This window comes from Petroclostridium sp. X23, from assembly GCF_030013905.1.
GTDB lineage: Bacteria > Bacillota > Clostridia > SK-Y3 > SK-Y3 > X23.
Map to the genome: position 1 here is coordinate 5,314,461 of NZ_CP124862.1, position 19,681 is coordinate 5,334,141.

Below are 19,681 nucleotides of genomic sequence, written 5' to 3' on the forward strand. Positions count from 1 at the left end.
ATTTTACTAAAGCTGACAGGAGTGGAATAATGCTTGACAGAAAAGAAGAAAACAAAGTAACCTTTACGAAGATGCAGGATGATAAAAATAAAAAGAATGAATCTGAAGAAGTCAAAGCAGAAATAATTAAAGAATTTGGTGCTTCAAACGTTAAAAGTTCTAAAGGAAATATTCATTGTTTGACAATCATCGGACAAATTGAAGGGCATATTACTCTTCCGCCGCAAAATAAAACAACAAAATATGAGCATGTGATTCCTCAATTGGTTGCTATTGAAGAGAATGATGAAATTGACGGACTGCTGGTAATATTAAATACCGTTGGTGGAGATGTGGAAGCCGGATTGGCTATTTCGGAAATGATTGCCAGTATGGAAAAGCCAGCCGTATCCATTGTATTAGGAGGCGGACACAGTATAGGTGTGCCGTTAGCAGTATCGACTAGATATTCTTTTATAGCACCTTCAGCGACCATGACCATTCATCCAATCAGGATGACGGGGCTGGTCATTGGAGTGCCGCAGACTTTTGAGTATTTTGATAAAATGCAGGAAAGAGTAGTACAGTTTGTTACAAAGAATTCGCAAATATCAAGAGAAAAATTCAGAGAGCTCATGCTTAAGACAGGAGAATTGGCAAATGATGTAGGTACTGTGCTTTTTGGGCAGGATGCGGTAAAAAATGGGCTCATTGATGAGGCGGGAGGATTGTCTGCGGCACTCAAAAAATTATATGAATTAATTGCAGAGAGAAGAAAAAAGATAGAAATTGAAAATAAGGAAAAACTAAATGGTATGCAAGAAGGTGCCGATAATATAGAAAAGAACAATACCTAACCTAAAGAGAATGATCAGGAAAGGGCGATAAAATGGTTATTTATTCTATTATGCCTCATGAAGTCATCTTTTCTCAGACAGAAGAACATCCTCAAAAAACACAGCATATTACATATAGGGGACAAACACTTGCGGTTACTCAAGTTGCGGCAAATCAATGCCGTGTGGACCGTATTATTACGACCAACTTAAAAGCATATTTGGACCCCGGGCTGCAGCCTGGGACAATTATTGAGTATGATATCAAGACTATTTAAGTTATTATTAGAAGTGAGGAGTGGATAGTGGGGTGTGTAGAGACAAGAAAAACTTCTCACACCGCACTATCCACTCCTCACTTAATGATTATTGATGCAAATAACTTATAATCCTCTATAAGTTATTTAGTCTTAGGACTTTTATATGGATTATTTTCCAATGATATGGTATATTAAAGATGTTGGCATTTTGCCGGCATCTTTTATTATGATGATTTTTATTAGATGATTAGGGGTGTTGAAATGAATATTTTTATCGCAATTATTCTAGGTATTGTGCAGGGATTGACCGAGTTTCTTCCGGTTAGCAGTTCAGGGCACCTGGTGATTTTTCAAGAATTGTTTGGAATGAATGATTTAGAGGAAAGTCACCTTTTATTTGACACGATGCTGCATTTGGGAACTATAGTATCGGTATGTTTAGTGTACTATAAAGACATATATCATTTGGTAAAAGAATTCTTTGGGTTGCTCGGTGATATCCCAAAAGGAAATGTCAATATTGATTCATCACCTTACAGAAGAATGATTTTACTGCTCATTACTGCAACCATTCCGGCAGTGATCATTGGGTTTGCGTTTAAAGATTTCTTTGAAACGATGTTTAAATCTATTCGTGTTGTAGGTTTTACGTTATTGTTTACAGGTCTTTTGTTATGGATTACCAATAAGCTGATATCAGGGTCTAAAGATGAGTCAAATGCAAAGTATTCTAATGCATTTGTTGTGGGAATATTTCAAAGTATGGCCATTATGCCCGGCATATCGCGTTCAGGTTCTACGATCGTAGGCGGTTTGTTAAATGGCTTTCAAAAAGAATTTGCAATTAAGTTTTCTTTTCTGATGTCTATTCCGGCTGTTTTAGGTGCTGCGGTGCTGCAAGTGCCGGACTTGCTTGAACAAGGTTTTGAAAGTGCTGAGTTATTACCATTCCTAATTGGTACGGTTGCTGCGGCTATTACAGGCTTTGTTGCTATTAAGTTCTTGATTAACTTACTTAACAAGGGAAAATTATATATGTTTTCTTACTACTGCTGGATAGTAGGAAGCCTTGTTATTATATATAGCTTGCTTATGAAATAGAATGAAATTGGTTCACGGTTCACGGTTCACGGTTCACAGCCTGAGGATGTATATGTTTCCTTCTGCTGTGAGCTGTGAACCGTGAACTGTGAACTATCTAGATAAGGTGGTCACAATGGCGAAACGAAAGATAAGAAACAAAACCAAGAGTAAGGAGATTCATAATAGTATAAATATAGAAATAACAGCGTTATTCATTGTTGCATTAGGATTGTTAATGGGAGTTAGCTTCTTTTCAGAAGCAGCAGGTTTTTTTGGAGAAAGATTTAAAAATATCTGCATGGGATTGTTTGGATATCTGGTATATATTGTACCATTCTTAGTTACCGGGTACGGTGTGCATTATATAGTGAAGAGAGGAAAGATAAAGAGTCATTACAAGTATCTGATATCAGTAGTGCTGTTTATAATACTAAGTGCAGTAATGCATATTTTTTCCCGCAGCAAGCCGGATGACCTAACGCTGCGTGAAAGCATGGAAGTGTTTTATGAACTGGGCAGTAAGGGAAAAGGCGGCGGAGTAGTGGGCGGCTTAATTGCAGAACCCATTGTCAATATGTTTGGTGTATGGGGAGCGGCAATCGTCTTTATTACTTTAACCTTAATATTTATCATGATTATTACAGAGATTTCCCTTTTTAAAGTCGCAGCTTTTTTATATCCATTTATACAAAAAGGGATAAGTGGTATTTATCAAAAGATGATAACGTCCTTTAAGAGTGCTATGATAGAAAGAAAGAATAAGGTGGAAGATGAAAAGCAAGCATTTCAGCAGGCCCATGACCGAGAGCCGCTGGCTGTTGAACATCAGGCAGCAGCGAATGAGCCCCCATTTAAAATATACGACCATCGTTCACGAGAGAATACGGTACAGCGTCAGGACGCTGTACCTGACAAGCAACAATCTAAGGGCAAACCTGCATCCGGTACACCTAAACAAGAGGAGATGCCGTCTATCGCTTCTTCTAATGAATATATCAAGTATGCTTATCCGCCTGTGGATCTGATGTATTTTGACGCATCTTCTCAGGACGGACAAAAAGGTTCGCATAATGACTTGCGGCAAAATGCCAAAAAACTGGTTGAAACACTTAAGAGTTTTGGTGTAGAAGCAAAAGTACTTCAGGTTAGCAGAGGTCCTTCAGTCACCAGATATGAACTCCAGCCTAGTGCAGGGGTTAAGGTGAGCAAGATTGTGAATCTGTCCGATGACATTGCTTTAAACCTTGCTGCGTCCGGTGTAAGAATTGAGGCACCTATTCCGGGAAAGGCAGCGATTGGGATTGAAGTAGCCAATAAAGAGGTTACGCCTGTATACTTGAGGGAAGTCATTGAATCGGAAGAATTCACCGATTATCCTTCCAAGGTTGCTTTTGCCGTGGGAAAAGATATTACCGGAAGGCCGGTAGTAGCCAATATCGCAAGAATGCCGCATTTATTAATAGCCGGCGCAACAGGTTCGGGAAAAAGCGTATGTATTAATACACTAATCACCAGTATACTATATAAAGCGAATCCCAATGAAGTTAAATTATTGATGATTGACCCTAAAGTGGTTGAATTAGGCGTATATAACGGAATACCTCATCTGCTGATCCCGGTCGTAACAGATCCTAAAAAGGCTGCAGGAGCATTGAATTGGGCTGTTCAAGAAATGGTAAACCGGTATAAGCTGTTTGCTGATAATAATGTTAGAGATTTAAAAGGATATAATGATTTGATTGAAGAGGGCGGAGAGCCGGAAAAGGTTCTTCCTCAGATTGTAATCATTATTGATGAGTTAGCAGATTTGATGATGGTGGCACCAGGAGATGTGGAGGATGCTATATGTAGATTGGCTCAGATGGCTAGAGCTGCCGGAATGCATTTGGTGATTGCTACACAGCGGCCGTCGGTTGATGTTATTACAGGGGTTATTAAAGCCAATATTCCATCCAGAATTTCTTTTGCGGTATCTTCACAGGTAGATTCAAGAACCATATTGGATATGGCCGGTGCGGAAAAATTATTGGGAAAAGGCGATATGCTTTTCTATCCTGTCGGAGAATCTAAACCAACCAGACTGCAAGGCGCATTTATTTCAGATAAAGAAGTTGAAAGTATTGTACAGTTTATAAAATCAAACTCGGGTGCAAACTATCATGAAGATATCATGGAGCACATAGAAAAAGAAAATGAAGTGGAAGAGATAGACCCGGGAGATAATGACGAGCTGCTTCCTCAAGCCATTGAACTGGTGGTTGATAACGGACAAGCTTCCGTATCCATGCTGCAAAGACGCTTAAAGGTGGGGTATGCACGCGCGGCAAGGCTGGTTGACCAAATGGAAGCGCGAGGGATTGTCGGGGGGTTTGAGGGAAGTAAGCCGAGACAGGTGCTGATTACAAAGCAACAGTACCAGGAAATGATGAATAATCAACAAGACGGATAAAAAATAATGGACAATGGACAATGTACAATGAAAAACCAATAGTGAATAGTGAATAGTTAATAGTGAATAATTAATAGTGAATAATTAATAGTGAATAATTAATAGTGAATAATTAATAGTGAATAATTAATAGTGAATAATTAATAGTGAATAATTAATAGTGAATAATTAATAGTGAATAATTAATAGTGAATAATTAATAGTGAATAATTAATAGTGAACAGTTAAGAATGAATGATTAATAGCGAATAGCAAACAGCGGATAATGAACGGTGTATAATTTAATATATGAATTTCATTTTTATGGGAATGCTATTGAGGGGTAAACACTAGCATTCCATTTATTTATTAACCAGGGTATGTGGATACAGGTAGGGGTGGACGACCCTGTCCACCCGACGTATTATTGCGCTACACGCGGGCGGACAGAGTCGTCCGCCCCTACGAAAATTAGCATAATATATAATTTGGCTATTGATAGTTTATATTTATAGTAACAGGTTTAAAAATTGTACATTGTCCATTGTCCATTGTACATTACTTAAAAGAGGGTGTTTATAGATGATAACAAACGATTTTTTACCTATTTCAAAAGAAGATATGGAACAAAGAGGATGGGAGCAATTAGATTTTTTATATATCAGCGGAGACGCATATGTGGATCATCCGAGTTTCGGGCATGCGATTATTACAAGGGTTTTGGAAAGCCACGGATATAAGGTTGGAATCGTCGCGCAGCCGGATTGGCGCAGCATTGATGACTTTGTGAAGCTTGGAAGGCCTAGATTGGGAGTTCTTATATCCTCCGGGAATCTTGATTCCATGGTGAACCATTATACGGCCAGTAAGAAACCTAGAAGTGATGATGCTTATTCTCCGGGAGGAAAGGCTGGGTACAGACCGGACCGTGCGGTGATTGTTTACTGTAATCGCATACGGGAAGCATTCAAGGATGTTCCGGTGATCATAGGGGGAATAGAAGCCAGCTTAAGAAGATTTGCCCATTATGACTATTGGGACAATAAAGTCAGAAGGTCTATTCTGGTAGATTCGCGGGCAGATTTGCTGATCTATGGGATGGGCGAGAAGCAGATTGTAGAAATAGCAAATGCGTTAAATGGCGGAAAACATGTAAGTGAAATAACCGGTGTGGCAGGAACGGTATATCTTACAAAAGGCGATGAAAATCTGGATGAAAAGGCCACCGTTATTCCATCATATAAACAGGTAAGTGAAAATAAAAATAGTTATGCAGAGGCATGCAGAATACAATATGAAGAACAGGATCCCATTCGAGGTAAGATCACTGTTCAGCCTCATGCAGATAAGTATTTGGTGCAAAATCCGCCTATGATGCCTCTAAGCCGCAGTGAGTTGGATGCAGTGTATTCTCTTCCGTATCAAAAGACATACCATCCCATATATGAAGAAATGGGTGGTATTCCGGCGATTAAGGAAGTACAATTCAGTATCACCAGTTCAAGGGGATGTTATGGCGCATGTACCTTTTGTGCACTGACATTTCACCAGGGAAGGACGGTACAAAGCCGAAGTAAGGCATCCATTGTCAATGAAGCGAGAAATATGGCATGGCATCCGGAGTTCAAAGGGTATATTCATGACGTGGGGGGGCCTACTGCTAATTTCAGGAATGAAGCATGTGAAAAGCAAATAAAGCATGGGGCGTGCAAAAGCAGGCAATGTCTGTATCCCAGCCCCTGTAAAAAACTGAATATATCCCATGATGAGTATCTTGAACTGCTGAAAGAACTAAGAAATATAGAAGGGATCAAAAAAGTATTTATTCGATCAGGAATAAGATACGATTATCTTGTCAATGATCGCAATGATGAGTTTTTTTGGGAGCTATGCGAACACCATGTGAGCGGACAATTGAAAGTGGCGCCCGAGCATGTTTCACCTGAGGTATTAAAAAGAATGGGGAAACCATCCAAGCAGGTTTATCAGAAGTTTTCGGATAAATTTTATCAGATTAATAAAAAAATCGGAAAAGAACAGTATCTGGTGCCATATTTAATGTCCAGTCATCCCGGCAGCGGATTAAAAGAAGCAATAGAACTCGCGGAGTATTTAAGAGATATAAAATATTATCCGGAACAAGTGCAGGATTTTTATCCTACGCCGGGGACGCTGGCTACATGCATGTTTTATACAGGTCTGGACCCCAGGACAATGGAAAAGGTATATGTACCCCGTTCACCGAAAGAAAAAGCCATGCAGAGAGCACTGCTTCAATACAGGAATCCTTTAAATTATGAATTGGTATTTGAAGCGCTTATGAAAGCCGGCAGGATGGATTTGATCGGATATGGCCCGAAATGCCTGATTAGGCCTCGCAGATCCAAGGAAAACAGCGTACACAAAGGTAAAAAAGAAAAAAGATTGACAAGGAAGAGACGATAACATAAAATGGATAGTACGAGTATTGGAAAGGAGGAACTGTATTGCCAGCAAAAGTATTAAGTGGAAAGCTGTTATCAGCACGTATTAAGGATGAATTAAAGCATGAGGTAGCGCAGCTTGAATCTAAAGGGATTACCCCGGGATTGGCTGTTGTAATAGTGGGAAATGATCCTGCATCTAGAGTATATGTGAATTCCAAGAAGAAAGCATGCGAGGAAATAGGTATATATTCGGAAGAATATGCCTTGCCGGAAGATGCTACACAAATGGACCTTGTGAATCTGATAACATCTTTAAATCAAAAGAAAGATATCGACGGCATTTTAGTGCAATTACCATTACCCAAGCACATCAATGAGGAAGAAGTAATCAATACCATTAATCCTAAAAAAGATGTTGATGCTTTTCACCCTGTGAATGTCGGGAAAATCATGATAGGGAATTATGATTTTTTGCCTTGTACACCTGCCGGGGTGATGGAATTAATAAAAGAATCCGGTATAGAGATTGCCGGAAAAGAATGTGTAGTAGTTGGAAGAAGTAATATCGTTGGTAAACCGCAGTCTATGCTTCTTCTACATGAACATGGTACGGTAACCATCTGTCATTCCAGAACTAAAAATATTAAAGAAGTATGCCGGAAAGCAGATATACTGGTTGCCGCTGTTGGTAAAGCAAATTTTATTACCGCGGATATGGTCAAGCCTGGTGCGGTAGTCATAGATGTTGGGATAAATAGATTGGAAGATACTAAAAAATTGGTTGGAGATGTTGATTTTGACAATGTTGCAGAAATAGCAGGGGCAATTACGCCAGTACCTGGGGGCGTGGGTCCTATGACCATTGCTATGCTGATGAGGAACACGGTAAAAGCAGTACAATTATAATCAAGTGCCATTTATTTATTAGTTATTACCATATATTAATTGATTCTTGACAGTATTTTTAAAAAAGTTTACAATTATATATATGTTTATACACCTAAACATATATAGTGGCTATTTTTTATGCAAATTCCTCAGGATTATTAAATGATTTATGAAAGAAATGGAAGTAAATGGAAGTAAATGGAAGTAAATGAAAAAAATGAAAAGACATGAATATTGATAAAGGGAGGTGTGTGCTATTACATTTACAACTGGAGAAATGCTTATAATGATTGCAGTTGCGCTTGCTGCAGCAATAGGTTCAGGTATGATTTTTTTCCAATTGGGAATTAAATATAGAAAAAAAATTGCTGAAGCTGAAATTGGTAGTGCGGAGGAAGAAGCAAAACGTATAGTTAATGATGCTTATAAGGCTGCTGAGAGTAAAAAAAGGGAAGCATTATTAGAAGCAAAAGAAGAAATTCATAAGAATAGAATTGAGTTTGACAGAGAAGTTAAAGAAAGAAGAAATGAAATTCAACGCCAAGAGAGACGAATGCAGCAAAAGGAAGAAACACTTGACAGAAAAGTTGAATCTCTTGAATCGAAAGAAGAAATTCTTAATAAAAAGAATAAAGAAGTACAAGTCCTTCAGGAGCAAACGTTGGAGGTACAAAAGAAGCAAATGGAAGAGCTTGAAAGAATATCCGGATTAACGGTAGACGAAGCAAAAACCTTCTTGCTTAAAAATGTGGAAAATGAAACTAAGCATGAAGCAGCTATCATGATCAAGGAAATTGAGGCTAAAGCAAAAGAAGAGGCTGAAAAGAAAGCAAAAGATATTATAAGTACTGCCATACAAAAATGTGCGGCAGACCATGTAGCTGAAACGACAGTTTCGGTTGTCCCTCTACCTAATGATGAAATGAAAGGAAGAATTATTGGTAGAGAAGGGCGAAATATCAGAACGCTTGAAACTTTAACAGGGATAGATTTGATTATCGACGATACACCTGAAGCGGTTATATTATCAGGTTTTGATCCTATAAGAAGGGAAGTAGCCCGAGTAGCGCTTGAAAAACTGATTGTTGACGGTCGTATTCATCCTGCACGTATCGAGGAAACGGTAGAACGAGCTAGGAAAGAAGTAGAAAATACCATCAGACAAGAGGGTGAACATGCTACTTTTGAGACAGGCGTACACGGTCTTCATCCTGAATTAATAAAGTTATTAGGTAAACTGAAATTTAGAACCAGTTATGGTCAAAATGTGCTTAAGCACTCTATAGAAGTAGCACATCTTGCCGGTATTATGGCCGGAGAATTAGGTGTGGATGTTAATATAGCAAAGAGAGCAGGACTTCTGCATGATATTGGTAAGGCTGTTGACCACGAGGTTGAAGGTTCTCATGTAATGATTGGTACTGATATTGCTAAGAAATACAGAGAAAGCCAGGACGTAATACATGCAATTATGGCGCACCATGGGGATGTTGAACCGGAGACCATTGTTGCATGTCTCGTACAAGCTGCCGATACCATTTCAGCTGCAAGACCCGGCGCGAGAAGAGAAAATCTTGAAACCTATATTAAACGGTTACAAAAACTTGAGGAAATTGCAAATTCATTTAATGGTGTAGATAAATCCTTCGCTATCCAGGCAGGGAGAGAAATAAGAATCATGGTTAAGCCAGAGGATTTAACTGATGAAGGAACAATATTGGTTGCTAAAGATATTGTAAAGAAAATTGAAAACGAATTGGAATATCCAGGTCAGATTAAAGTAAACGTTATTAGAGAGACTAGAGCAATCGAATACGCAAGATAGTAAAAGTGGGTAGTGAGTAGTGGGCAGTAGATAGTATGATAAGATCTGCTGTCCGTTATGCTCTACCCGCTTTTGATTATCGAAATTAGGAAAGAATGCATGTTAGCGTTTTTGATGACAGGAGGAAAAGCATTGAAGGTTTTAGCAATAGGAGATATTGTAGGTAATCCTGGTCGTGAAATGGTTAAGAATTTTTTGGACAAAGTGATCAAGGATCTCGAAGTTGATTTATGTATTGCAAATGGCGAGAATAGTGCTGTAGGTAACGGGATTACCAGAGCTATCGCTAACGAATTGTTTGATGCAGGTGTAGACGTTATTACATTAGGAAATCATGTATGGAGCAAGAAAGATGTTTTCAGGCTTTTTGAAGAAAAAGCAAAAATTATCCGGCCGGCAAACTATCCTCCCGGAACTCCGGGAGCAGGATACGTGATAGCATATGCAAAAAAACAAAAAGTAGCAGTAATAAACCTTTCGGGAAGAGTATATCTTGAAAATTTGGATTGTCCATTCAGAGCAGTTGATAACGAATTAAAAGCTCTTTCTAAAATTACCAATATTATTATTGTAGAATTCCATGCCGAGGCTACTTCGGAAAAAGTCGCAATGGGTTGGTATTTAGACGGAAAGGTTAGTGCCGTGTATGGAACGCATACGCATATTCAGACAGCAGATGAGAGAATTCTACCTGGAGGAACTGGTTATATTACCGATATTGGAATGACAGGCCCTTATAATTCAATTTTAGGTGTGAAAAAAGAAATTATTATCAACCGCTTTATATCACATTTACCTGAGAAGTTTGAAATTGCTGATGGACCGGCACAATTTAACGGTATTATCTTAGAAATAGATGAATCTACAGGGAAAACTACAAGTATAAATAGATTGATTATTAAATAAATAGATACTCCTCAAAAAAATATAAAAAAAAGAAGGATTTTCCTATTTAATGTAGAATATAAGTTATATATTGAAATAATATCGATGGAGGTAGCAACAATGGAGGTACTTAAAGTTTCATCTAAATCTAATCCAAATTCTATTGCAGGTGCGCTGGCAGGAGTTATTCGAGAGAAGGGAATGGCAGAAATACAAGCAATAGGTGCGGGAGCGTTAAACCAATCTGTAAAAGCAGTCGCAATTGCAAGAGGGTTTGTAGCACCTTCCGGAATTGATTTGATATGTATTCCTGCATTTACTGATATCTTGATTGACGGAGAAGAAAGAACAGCTATAAAACTAATCATAGAACCAAGATAAATTATGACCGGGTATTTAATATATTTTGCTTTTTACTGAGTGCAAAAAGTCCTTGGGATTTTTTGCACTTCTCTTTTATTTGCACAATATATATGGTATAATCAGTGCGGAAACCGAAGTAATATAACTTTGTAAGAGGTGAATAATGAAAACAGGATTTAAGCATCATATGGAAGATGCGTTAGAATATCTTACTATACCGAGTTTTGATGAAACGGGATTAGTAGCTCACTGTTTTACTACCCGTAAGGGCGGAGTAAGTGAAGGTGAATGCAAAAATCTTAACCTTGGGTATAATAGAAATGACAGAAAAGAAAATGTGACTGAGAATTTTAGAATTATAATGAATCAGTTAAATATTAACTATAACGATCTTGTTTTTTCAAATCAGGTTCATAAAGATGAAATAGCCAATATAACTGCAACGGATAAAGGGAAGGGTATGATTAAAGAAAGCGATATCTTAGAAGTAGATGGTTTGATTACTAATCAAAAAGGAGTACCACTGGTTACTTTCTACGCGGACTGTGTACCCTTGTTTTTTTTAGATCCTGTAAAGTGTGTGATTGCTCTTTCGCATTCCGGATGGAGAGGCACTGCTAAAATGATCGGAGCGAAGACTATCATGAAAATGGTTAAGGAATATGGCTGCAATACTGACAATATACTTACTGCAATAGGACCTTCCATAGGTAAATGCCATTTTGAGGTTGATGCACCTGTAATAGAACAGTTTCATCAGAACTATGGGCAAGATGCAAATAAGTTTGTTATCAAAAAAGATGGCAATAAATATCATATCGATTTATGGCAGGCGAATATTATTCAATTTAACCAAGCAGGTATAAAGGATGAACATATTACGTTAGCGAACGAATGCACTTTTTGTGATGAAGAGTTATACTTCTCGCATAGACGTGATAAAGGAAAAACAGGAAGTCTTTGCGCGATTATGCAACTGGTATAAAAGCAATTAATAGTGAATAATTAATAGTGAATAGTAGGATTGGTTCACGGTTCACAGAGAAAATCGAACTTGGGGACTGTCCCTGCTGTTTGCCCGGTTTTGGCATAACAGAGGGACTGTCCACATATTTGATTTTGGAACAATTAAGCACTTTTCCTATCTTACTATAGACTAAATAATTGACTTTTTTGAAATACTATCAAGTATAAGATACTGTAATAAGATTTATAAGGAGGATCTATCCCTTTGAATACACTAATGAAGAAGATAGTTAGTTTTATTTTGATTCTATTATTATTAACTGCATGCAATACCCAAAAGGATACACAAGATATTAATGACAAAGAACAACCTGAAAAAGACAAAAAAGTGGAGGATATCGGTCCGGTAAAAGGGGGTACCGTTACACTGCAATCGGTAGACCCGGATACTTTAAATCCTATACTTACAAAGAATAAAACTAATGCTGAAATATTGGGATTAGTATTTGAAAGTCTAATCAAGTATGATGATAAAATGGATGTTCAACCTTCACTTGCCGAGAGATGGGAAGCGTCGCCCGATGGAATGACTTGGACATTTTTCTTAAGGAAAGATGTTAAATGGCATGATAATGTACAATTTACTGCAAAAGATGTAGAATATACTTTTAAAACCATTTCCAGCAATACTTTTGACTCTGTATATAAATTAAACACACAGCATATATCCTATTTCGGAATGGTTGATGACTACACTTTTAAAGTGGTATTAAGTCAGCCATACGGTGGATTTATAAGTGCATTGAACTTTCCGATTATAGCAAGCCATCAGTTTCAAGGAAATGAAGAGGTGAAAAATGACCCGAATTTCAAGCCTATGGGTACAGGACCTTATAAGTTTATCGAGTATAGTCCTTTAAAAGAAATTAAGCTTCAGTCTAATACCCAGTGGTGGGGAGAGGCAGAACCATATATTGATAATGTCGTTGTTAAAATATTTGCAGATAATGATACGGCTTTATATGCACTAGAAGCAAAAGAAATTGATTTTGTGCCGACAAATGTGGTGGATTGGGAAAAATATAGCGGAAAAGATGGCATACAAATAAAGGAATACACTACTAATTATTATGAGTTCATGGGAATTAATTTTAACAATACACTTCTTCAGGATAAGAATGTACGAAAAGCAATGGTTTATGCTATTGACCGTGATAAGATCATTGATGAAGTGCTATTAGGTCATGGAAAAAAAGCAGACGTGCCTATTAGTCCGGAGTGGTGGATGTATGACCCTTCGAGTCAAATATATAATTATAATAAGGACAAGGCAAAGCAGCTGCTTTCAGAAGCAGGATGGACTGATTCCAACAATGATGGTATTCTGGATAAGGTAACAGATGGTGTACAAGTACCATTAGCGTTTGAGCTGCTTACGAATAGCGATAATATTATAAGAGATAAAACTGCAAATATGATAGAGCAGCAATTGCGCGACATAGGAATCAGAATCACTCAAAAAAAAGTAAGCTGGGAAGAACTTAATAGCTTGTTAAATGCTAAGACATTTGATATCGTATTAACCGGACTAAACTTCTCACCAATAGGTGATCTAACTTTTGCTTTTCATTCATTAGAGATTGAAAGGGGAACTAACTTTATATCATACAATGATCCTGAAATGGACCAGTTACTTGCGAGAGCATTTGCAGCAGTTAATCAAGAGGAAAGAAAGCAAGCTTATTCTGCTCTGCAAAAGAAAGCAGCAGAAGATTTGCCGTTTATCAGTCTGTATTTTAGAACATCTGCAATATTATACAATGAGAGATTGAGAGGGGAAATCAACCCTACCGCTACGAATATTTACAATGCAATTGATAAATGGTATCTGTTAAAGGAATAGAATTCTACTATATATAATGAAGAAGTTTTTTAAAAAATATTGACAACATAAAACGAACCTGCTATAATACTCTTTGTCGGTAAAATTAATAGTTTCAGTGTATGTATATTATACTATCTTAAGACGTATAATATATGTGATGCTGAGTCTAGCGAGAGTGCTGGAACTGGCAGACAGGCACGTTTGAGGGGCGTGTGTCTTGTGGCGTACGGGTTCAAGTCCCGTCTCTCGCACCAGATATTGCGGGATTGTGTAAAGGTAGCACGAGTGACTCTGACTCACTTTGTCTGGGTTCGAATCCTAGTCCCGCAGCCAGGTAAATCCACAATAAAGTTAATCTCTATCTCATCAGGGTAGAGGTTAATTTTTTTTATGTATCTTTTTATTGCTTCGGCTTGCCATTTTTCCAGTTGGCGCGTAATGCTTTCAAAATTATTCAAAAATTCCTGAATTCTATCAAGGGGCACTGAAAATTTTTCGAGTTTTGCATTGGCATCATCAAGAAGCATGATAGCAGTAACTTTTCTTTACTCAAGAGAATCTAGTCTTTCTTTCATAGTTAGGTTATATCCATACTCAATTATAGCATCCATGATTTTGTGGGTACCTTTATCAATATCATATAGAAGAATATTGTAAACCTGAGAAGGATCTAGGGTAAGATTTCTAAGATAGCACCTTTCTTGGACCAAGGAGCTGATGCAGTTATGATGGGTTACGTACTGCAGGCTGGGTGTGGTCAGAATACTGCAAGACAGGCATCTGTTTTGGCAGGTTTACCCATTCACGTTTCTTATCGTTTTTAAGCCGGAGATATATAGTATATTCAGTAATGGAATATCCAACTGTGTAGTAATCTTTAAGCACAGTTGTTACAAATAAACATAAATAACAACAAAATATTACAACGCTATTTAATTATAATAGTTACACTTTATTATTTCATCAAAATGCATAAAAATATTTAGAAATACTTGACGGCATTTATGAATATATGATAATATATAAACATAATATGTTTATATATAAAAATTTCAAACATAAAATGTTTAAAATAAACATTTGTTCATGATTGGTACTTGTAAATTTGAGATTATTATATAGTAGAAATATATTCTGATTAGAATTAACAATCAATATAGTCCTATCTATACGGTAAATTTATAAAATACTTTACAGCAATATGAAGTTATTGGCAATTAATTAGTTAATGGTATTTTGATTCAGTTCTTTTAGTGCAAGCTTTATTCTATAAGAAATTCTTGTAAAACATTCTCTTTAAATTTATATATAGTTATTAAGCCGGTAATGAAAAGAGGTTTTTTTGGGAGGTGGACATCTTGTAAGTGCATTACTTAACGATTTTATTAGATTATTGCGTAATTAAGTTAACTGGGCATCTAGTATTTTTTCTTTCGAGGCGCTATTCACCGACTTCCAACTCTGCTGGTTTTTTTAAAATACAGCAGCTGGAATAAAAAATCATAATAAAAGGAGAGAAGAAAATGAAAAAAATCAAAATGTCAAGTTTGGCACTCTGTGTAGTACTTGTTTTGAGCCTTGCTTTTACAGGGTGTTCAAATCAAACTGCATCACCTTCGCCAAAAAACACAGATTCCGCGCAAAAAACACCGGAGCCTTCCAAGGATACGAAGGATACGGAAGAGACTTACAAGCTCAAATGTGGGGTAATGGTTAACAAGGACCAGGCACAAACTAAAGGCGCTTTGTATTTTGCTGACAAAGTAAAAGAAGCTACGAATGGCAAGGTTATTATCGACGTGTTTTCCGATGGCGTGCTTGGCAGCGAGACGGATGTGTGGGAGGCCATCCAGGCCGGAACAGTTGATATGGGTATTATCTCACCAGCGTATGTTGGTAATTTCGTTCCCGAATATCAGATATATGAATTGCCTTTCCTGTTTGCGAGCCGTGAACATAGGGATAAAGTCGTCAACGGCCCTGTTGGGGAAAAAATAGATAAACTACTGGCAGATAAAGTAGGGATGATTGTTCTTGGCCAGTTTGGCGGGATTGGAAGAAACCTTATTACAAGAACAAAGAAAATAGAGACGCTGGATGATATAAAGGGCGTAAAGATGAGAGTATATTCCTCGCCGATTGTTGTAGACACATGGACCGCATTAGGCACGGTGCCTGTTACAGTAGCATATGCGGAAGCCTATACCGGATTGCAGACGGGTGTTGTAGACGCGGCAGAAAACGAGATGGCTACCCTGGTTTCCCAGAAATGGTACGAACCATGCAAATATGTAGCCATCACAGAACATAATATCAATACGCGCCCGTTAATAATTGGAAAATCCCAGTTAGAAAAGCTGCCGAAAGAATATCAGGAGATAATGATAGAAGTCGGAAAGGATGCAGCAAGTTATGCAGTTAAAACTGAGAGAGACGATGATGCTAAGTACATTGATGATCTCAAGAACTTAAATATTGAAGTTTTTGAGCTGCAAGATAAGGACAAATGGATAGAAGCGACTAAACAGCTGAGAAGTGACTTCGTAAAGAAATATAATATGGAGGCAATTTTGTCGGAAATAGAAGGACTAAAATAACAATATGAGAGAGGGAGCTGGGGCTCCCTCTTCAGAGATTTCCACAGTGGAAAGTAATTATTAAAGTAATCATTACTAGGAGGTTTGAGAATGAGTAATTATTGGCAATGGTTTAATACGACGGGATCAGTGTGGTGGCATGATTCAGGAAATCCAGATGAAATTTCTGCAGCAATCCAAAAAGGAGCACAGGGAGTAACTACAAATCCTGTTTTGACTTATAAAACATTCATCGAAAGTCCGGATTTTTGGAAAGATAGGTTGGCGGCGGTTCCCAAAAATCTTCCTTCAGAGCTGCACGCCGAAGAGTTACTAAAAATCGTTGTAACATATGCTGCGTCTGAATTGCTTCCTATATATGAAAGCACAGACCACAAACAAGGATATGCATTAGGACAGCTTAATCCTAATAATGCCGGAGATGCTGAAGAAATGTTAAAGCAGGCATATAGAATAAAAAAATGGGGGCCGAATGTAATGATTAAGCTTCCTGCAACAAAAGCAGGAATTGAAGTTCTGGAAGAACTTGCGTCTTCCGGTACATCTATATGTGCATCGGTCAATGTTTCTGTAGCCCAGGCAATGGCAGTTGCTGAAGCGTTTGAAAAAGGCTACAATAAAGCAATTGCAAATGGAGTCAAACCGGGTGTTTGTATTATTGTGCAGCAAATTGGACGGATCGAAGATTATATGCGTTTGATGAATGGCGAAAATGGTAAAATTCTTTCTCAAAGAGAGATTGATTTGTCTGGTGTAGCAATCACAAAGAAAACAATTTCATTGGTAAAAAAGCAAGGTTATCATGGAATAGTAATGCCGGCTGGTTTAAGAACACCCTTGCAGTTGGCTGAATTAGCTGGTGCAAATGTTATCTTTACTTTACACCCGAGATTCCAAAAATTAGTAGAACAAGCAAATATGCCAAGAGAAATTGTTTGTGATAAACCGGTAGATTCAGCAGCAATTGAACGTCTTTTAAAGATAGAGGAATTCAGACGGATGTATGATGAGAATGCTCTGTTTTCTGAAGAGTTCATAAAACTGGGATGTGTCCAAAAAGTACTTTCACACTTTTTGGAAAGTGGATGGGCCCGTCTCGAAACATATATGACTGATGTTCCATCGGAGCACTGGACCTGATGATAATGCTCGCCAATGTCAGTTGAATGTTTCTTGCTGTAAGCCATAAATACTTTTATTTACATCTTTGAAGGGTTTTATAATTGTTTAAGTGTATTTTCACTAGTATAAATTATTAAAGTATATCTAATTGATTATTTTAGCTGACTCTTTTACAGATACTTTATGAAGATATAAATCCCGGGAGTATTTTTATTCCCGGGATTATAATAAGGGGAGGGGAACATATGACCACTATTTCTGACTTATTAGAGAAGATCACCAAAGTGACTGTTGGTATATTGCTTATTGTACTTACTTTAAATGTGTTGATGCAAGTATTAAGCAGACAAATTCTAAAAGTTCCGATGGTATGGACGGATGAAATCGCCAGATTTTCATTTATATGGCTGGTTTTTTTAGGTTCCAGTATTCAGGTAAAAAACAAAGCGCATTTTGCAGTTACGATGATATCAGATAATTTAAAGAATAAGAAATGGCTTAATATTATAGTGTATTTATGCATGCTAACTGTAATTATCGTTTTATTTATTTATGGGTACAAATATACCTTAATGGGATTGAATAAAGTATCAAATGCGTTAAATATTAAAATGATTTGGGTATATGCTGCAGTTCCGATAGGGAGTCTATTAATGTTCATCTATATCATAGAATTATTTTTGAAAGAACTTAACATCATAAAAGATTCAAAATCACAAATCAATTGAGTACAGATCAATAAATGGTTTAGAGTTTAATAATAAAGCTTGAATTTAGTTATGTTTCTTATAAATTTATAATTCCATAGTGTTACTTTATGAGAGCAATATCATTATAAGGGGGAAAGATAATGGTAGCAATTCTAATGGTCAGTTTATTTCTATTAATTCTACTATCAGTTCCTATTTCTTTCGCAATCGGTTTTTCATCAATATTAGTATTAGGTTTTGATGAATCTTTAAGCCTTTTTACTTTAGCTCAGAGGACTTTTGCGGGATTGGATAGTTTCGTAATATTGGCTATTCCACTGTTTTTACTCACGGGCAATATCATGAATTACGCAGGGATTACCGACAAACTTATCGAGGTTAGTTATGCACTGGTAGGACATATAAAGGGTGGATTAGCACATATTAATGTTGTGGTAAGTATGATCTTTGCCGGTATATCAGGGTCTTCAACAGCAGATACGGCTGGGATCGGTTCGGTATTGATTCCGGCTATGATCAAGAGAGGCTATAGCAAAGAATTTACTGTAGCTATTACAGCTGCATCATCCACCATAGGACAGATTATACCGCCGAGTATTTTAGCGGTTATTTATGCTGCCACGGCAGGGGTTTCCGTAGGAGCGCTTTTTTTGGCCGGTATTTTTCCGGGAGTTGCAATTGGACTTTCTCAAATGGCAATCGCATATTATTTTGCAAAAAAGTATAACTATCCTTGTGAAGAAGGCTTTTCTATAAAAAGAGGTTTGAAGGCTATTAAAGGAGCAATATTGCCAATGATCACGCCGATTATTATTATTGGTGGGATTACCGGTGGTATATTTACTGCAACAGAAGCCGCTGTTATAGCAGTTGCCTATTCTCTAATACTTGCTGTATTTGTGTACCATTCTATTACCATGAAAAAATTATGGGAAATTTTTGTTCAAACCGGAGTGGAATGTTCAGTAACTTTATTATGTATAGGGATTGCAACAGTTTTCGGATATATACTAGCATATTATCACATTCCTGATACGATTGGAGAGTTTTTAAAAACCTTTACTACAAACCATGTAATGTTTCTATCGTTAGTAATGTTCATATTTTTTGTAGCCGGTACTTTTATGGATGCAACTCCAAGTATTATTATACTTGTACCTATTATTTACCCAATTAGCAATTCATTAGGCATACATCCTATACATTTGGCTGTTGTAGTTGTAACAACGATGGCGTTAGGGTTAGTTACACCGCCCTATGGACTCTGTCTGCTATTAGCATCCCATATAGCAGAAATCCCAATGCACAAAGTATTTAAAACGATGTTAGTATTTGTAGTTACTATTGCTATAATCATACTCTTAATAGTACTTTTCCCGGATGTGACATTGTTTATACCTAGAGTGATTACACCTAAATTTATGTAAA

15 protein-coding genes, 2 tRNA genes and 1 pseudogene are annotated in these 19,681 nt (G+C 37.2%); all 18 read left to right on the plus strand.

The window, feature by feature from the left end; translation table 11 throughout:
* Positions 1-71 precede the first annotated feature (71 nt).
* The 18 genes and pseudogenes from QKW49_RS24905 (at position 72) to QKW49_RS24990 (ending at position 19,680) form a co-directional block, all read left to right on the plus strand.
* The gene (locus QKW49_RS24905; RefSeq protein WP_282868235.1) at positions 72-836 is read left to right on the plus strand and encodes an ATP-dependent Clp protease proteolytic subunit; all 765 of its coding nucleotides are present in this window, start codon (positions 72-74) and stop codon (positions 834-836) included.
* A gap of 32 nt (positions 837-868) precedes the next feature.
* Complete coding sequence (locus QKW49_RS24910) at positions 869-1,093, plus strand: YlzJ-like family protein (protein ID WP_282865335.1); 225 nt, start codon at positions 869-871, stop codon at positions 1,091-1,093.
* 243 nt (positions 1,094-1,336) lie between these two features.
* Positions 1,337-2,176: an undecaprenyl-diphosphatase UppP gene (gene uppP, locus QKW49_RS24915; protein ID WP_282865336.1), complete on the plus strand. Its 840-nt coding sequence runs from the start codon at positions 1,337-1,339 to the stop codon at positions 2,174-2,176.
* Positions 2,177-2,291: 115 nt separating this feature from the next.
* Entirely contained in the window at positions 2,292-4,607 is a 2,316-nt protein-coding gene (locus QKW49_RS24920; protein ID WP_282865338.1) for a DNA translocase FtsK, read from the plus strand.
* Positions 4,608-5,168: 561 nt separating this feature from the next.
* Positions 5,169-7,031, plus strand: a complete 1,863-nt coding sequence (locus QKW49_RS24925) for a YgiQ family radical SAM protein (RefSeq protein ID WP_282865339.1) — start codon at positions 5,169-5,171, stop codon at positions 7,029-7,031.
* Between the two features lie 41 nt (positions 7,032-7,072).
* Positions 7,073-7,918, plus strand: a complete 846-nt coding sequence (gene folD / locus QKW49_RS24930) for a bifunctional methylenetetrahydrofolate dehydrogenase/methenyltetrahydrofolate cyclohydrolase FolD (RefSeq protein ID WP_282865340.1) — start codon at positions 7,073-7,075, stop codon at positions 7,916-7,918.
* A 229-nt stretch (positions 7,919-8,147) separates the two neighbouring features.
* Positions 8,148-9,725 (plus strand): ribonuclease Y, encoded by a 1,578-nt coding sequence (gene rny / locus QKW49_RS24935; protein ID WP_282865341.1) that lies wholly within the window; start codon positions 8,148-8,150, stop codon positions 9,723-9,725.
* A gap of 132 nt (positions 9,726-9,857) precedes the next feature.
* On the plus strand, positions 9,858-10,631 hold the full coding sequence (locus QKW49_RS24940) for a TIGR00282 family metallophosphoesterase (protein WP_282865342.1): 774 nt from the start codon (positions 9,858-9,860) through the stop codon (positions 10,629-10,631).
* Positions 10,632-10,730: 99 nt separating this feature from the next.
* A complete protein-coding gene (locus tag QKW49_RS24945; protein WP_282865343.1) occupies positions 10,731-10,991 on the plus strand; it encodes a stage V sporulation protein S in 261 nt (86 codons plus the stop codon).
* Positions 10,992-11,136: 145 nt separating this feature from the next.
* A complete protein-coding gene (pgeF, locus tag QKW49_RS24950; protein ID WP_282865344.1) occupies positions 11,137-11,958 on the plus strand; it encodes a peptidoglycan editing factor PgeF in 822 nt (273 codons plus the stop codon).
* A gap of 246 nt (positions 11,959-12,204) precedes the next feature.
* A complete protein-coding gene (locus QKW49_RS24955; protein ID WP_282865345.1) occupies positions 12,205-13,842 on the plus strand; it encodes an ABC transporter substrate-binding protein in 1,638 nt (545 codons plus the stop codon).
* Positions 13,843-13,993: 151 nt separating this feature from the next.
* Positions 13,994-14,078, plus strand: a tRNA-Leu gene (locus QKW49_RS24960).
* A 5-nt stretch (positions 14,079-14,083) separates the two neighbouring features.
* Positions 14,084-14,157: transfer RNA gene (locus QKW49_RS24965), tRNA-Gln, on the plus strand.
* Between the two features lie 383 nt (positions 14,158-14,540).
* Positions 14,541-14,633: pseudogene (locus QKW49_RS24970) on the plus strand (acetyl-CoA acetyltransferase); the annotation flags it as partial.
* 714 nt (positions 14,634-15,347) lie between these two features.
* Positions 15,348-16,421 carry a TRAP transporter substrate-binding protein gene (locus QKW49_RS24975; protein ID WP_282865346.1) on the plus strand — a complete coding sequence of 358 codons (1,074 nt, stop codon included), beginning with the start codon at positions 15,348-15,350 and terminating at the stop codon, positions 16,419-16,421.
* Positions 16,422-16,511: 90 nt separating this feature from the next.
* A complete protein-coding gene (locus QKW49_RS24980; RefSeq protein WP_282865347.1) occupies positions 16,512-17,561 on the plus strand; it encodes a transaldolase family protein in 1,050 nt (349 codons plus the stop codon).
* A 227-nt stretch (positions 17,562-17,788) separates the two neighbouring features.
* Positions 17,789-18,271 carry a TRAP transporter small permease gene (locus tag QKW49_RS24985; protein ID WP_282865348.1) on the plus strand — a complete coding sequence of 161 codons (483 nt, stop codon included), beginning with the start codon at positions 17,789-17,791 and terminating at the stop codon, positions 18,269-18,271.
* Between the two features lie 122 nt (positions 18,272-18,393).
* Positions 18,394-19,680, plus strand: a complete 1,287-nt coding sequence (locus QKW49_RS24990) for a TRAP transporter large permease (RefSeq protein WP_282865349.1) — start codon at positions 18,394-18,396, stop codon at positions 19,678-19,680.
* The last annotated feature ends 1 nt before the right edge of the window (position 19,681 follow it).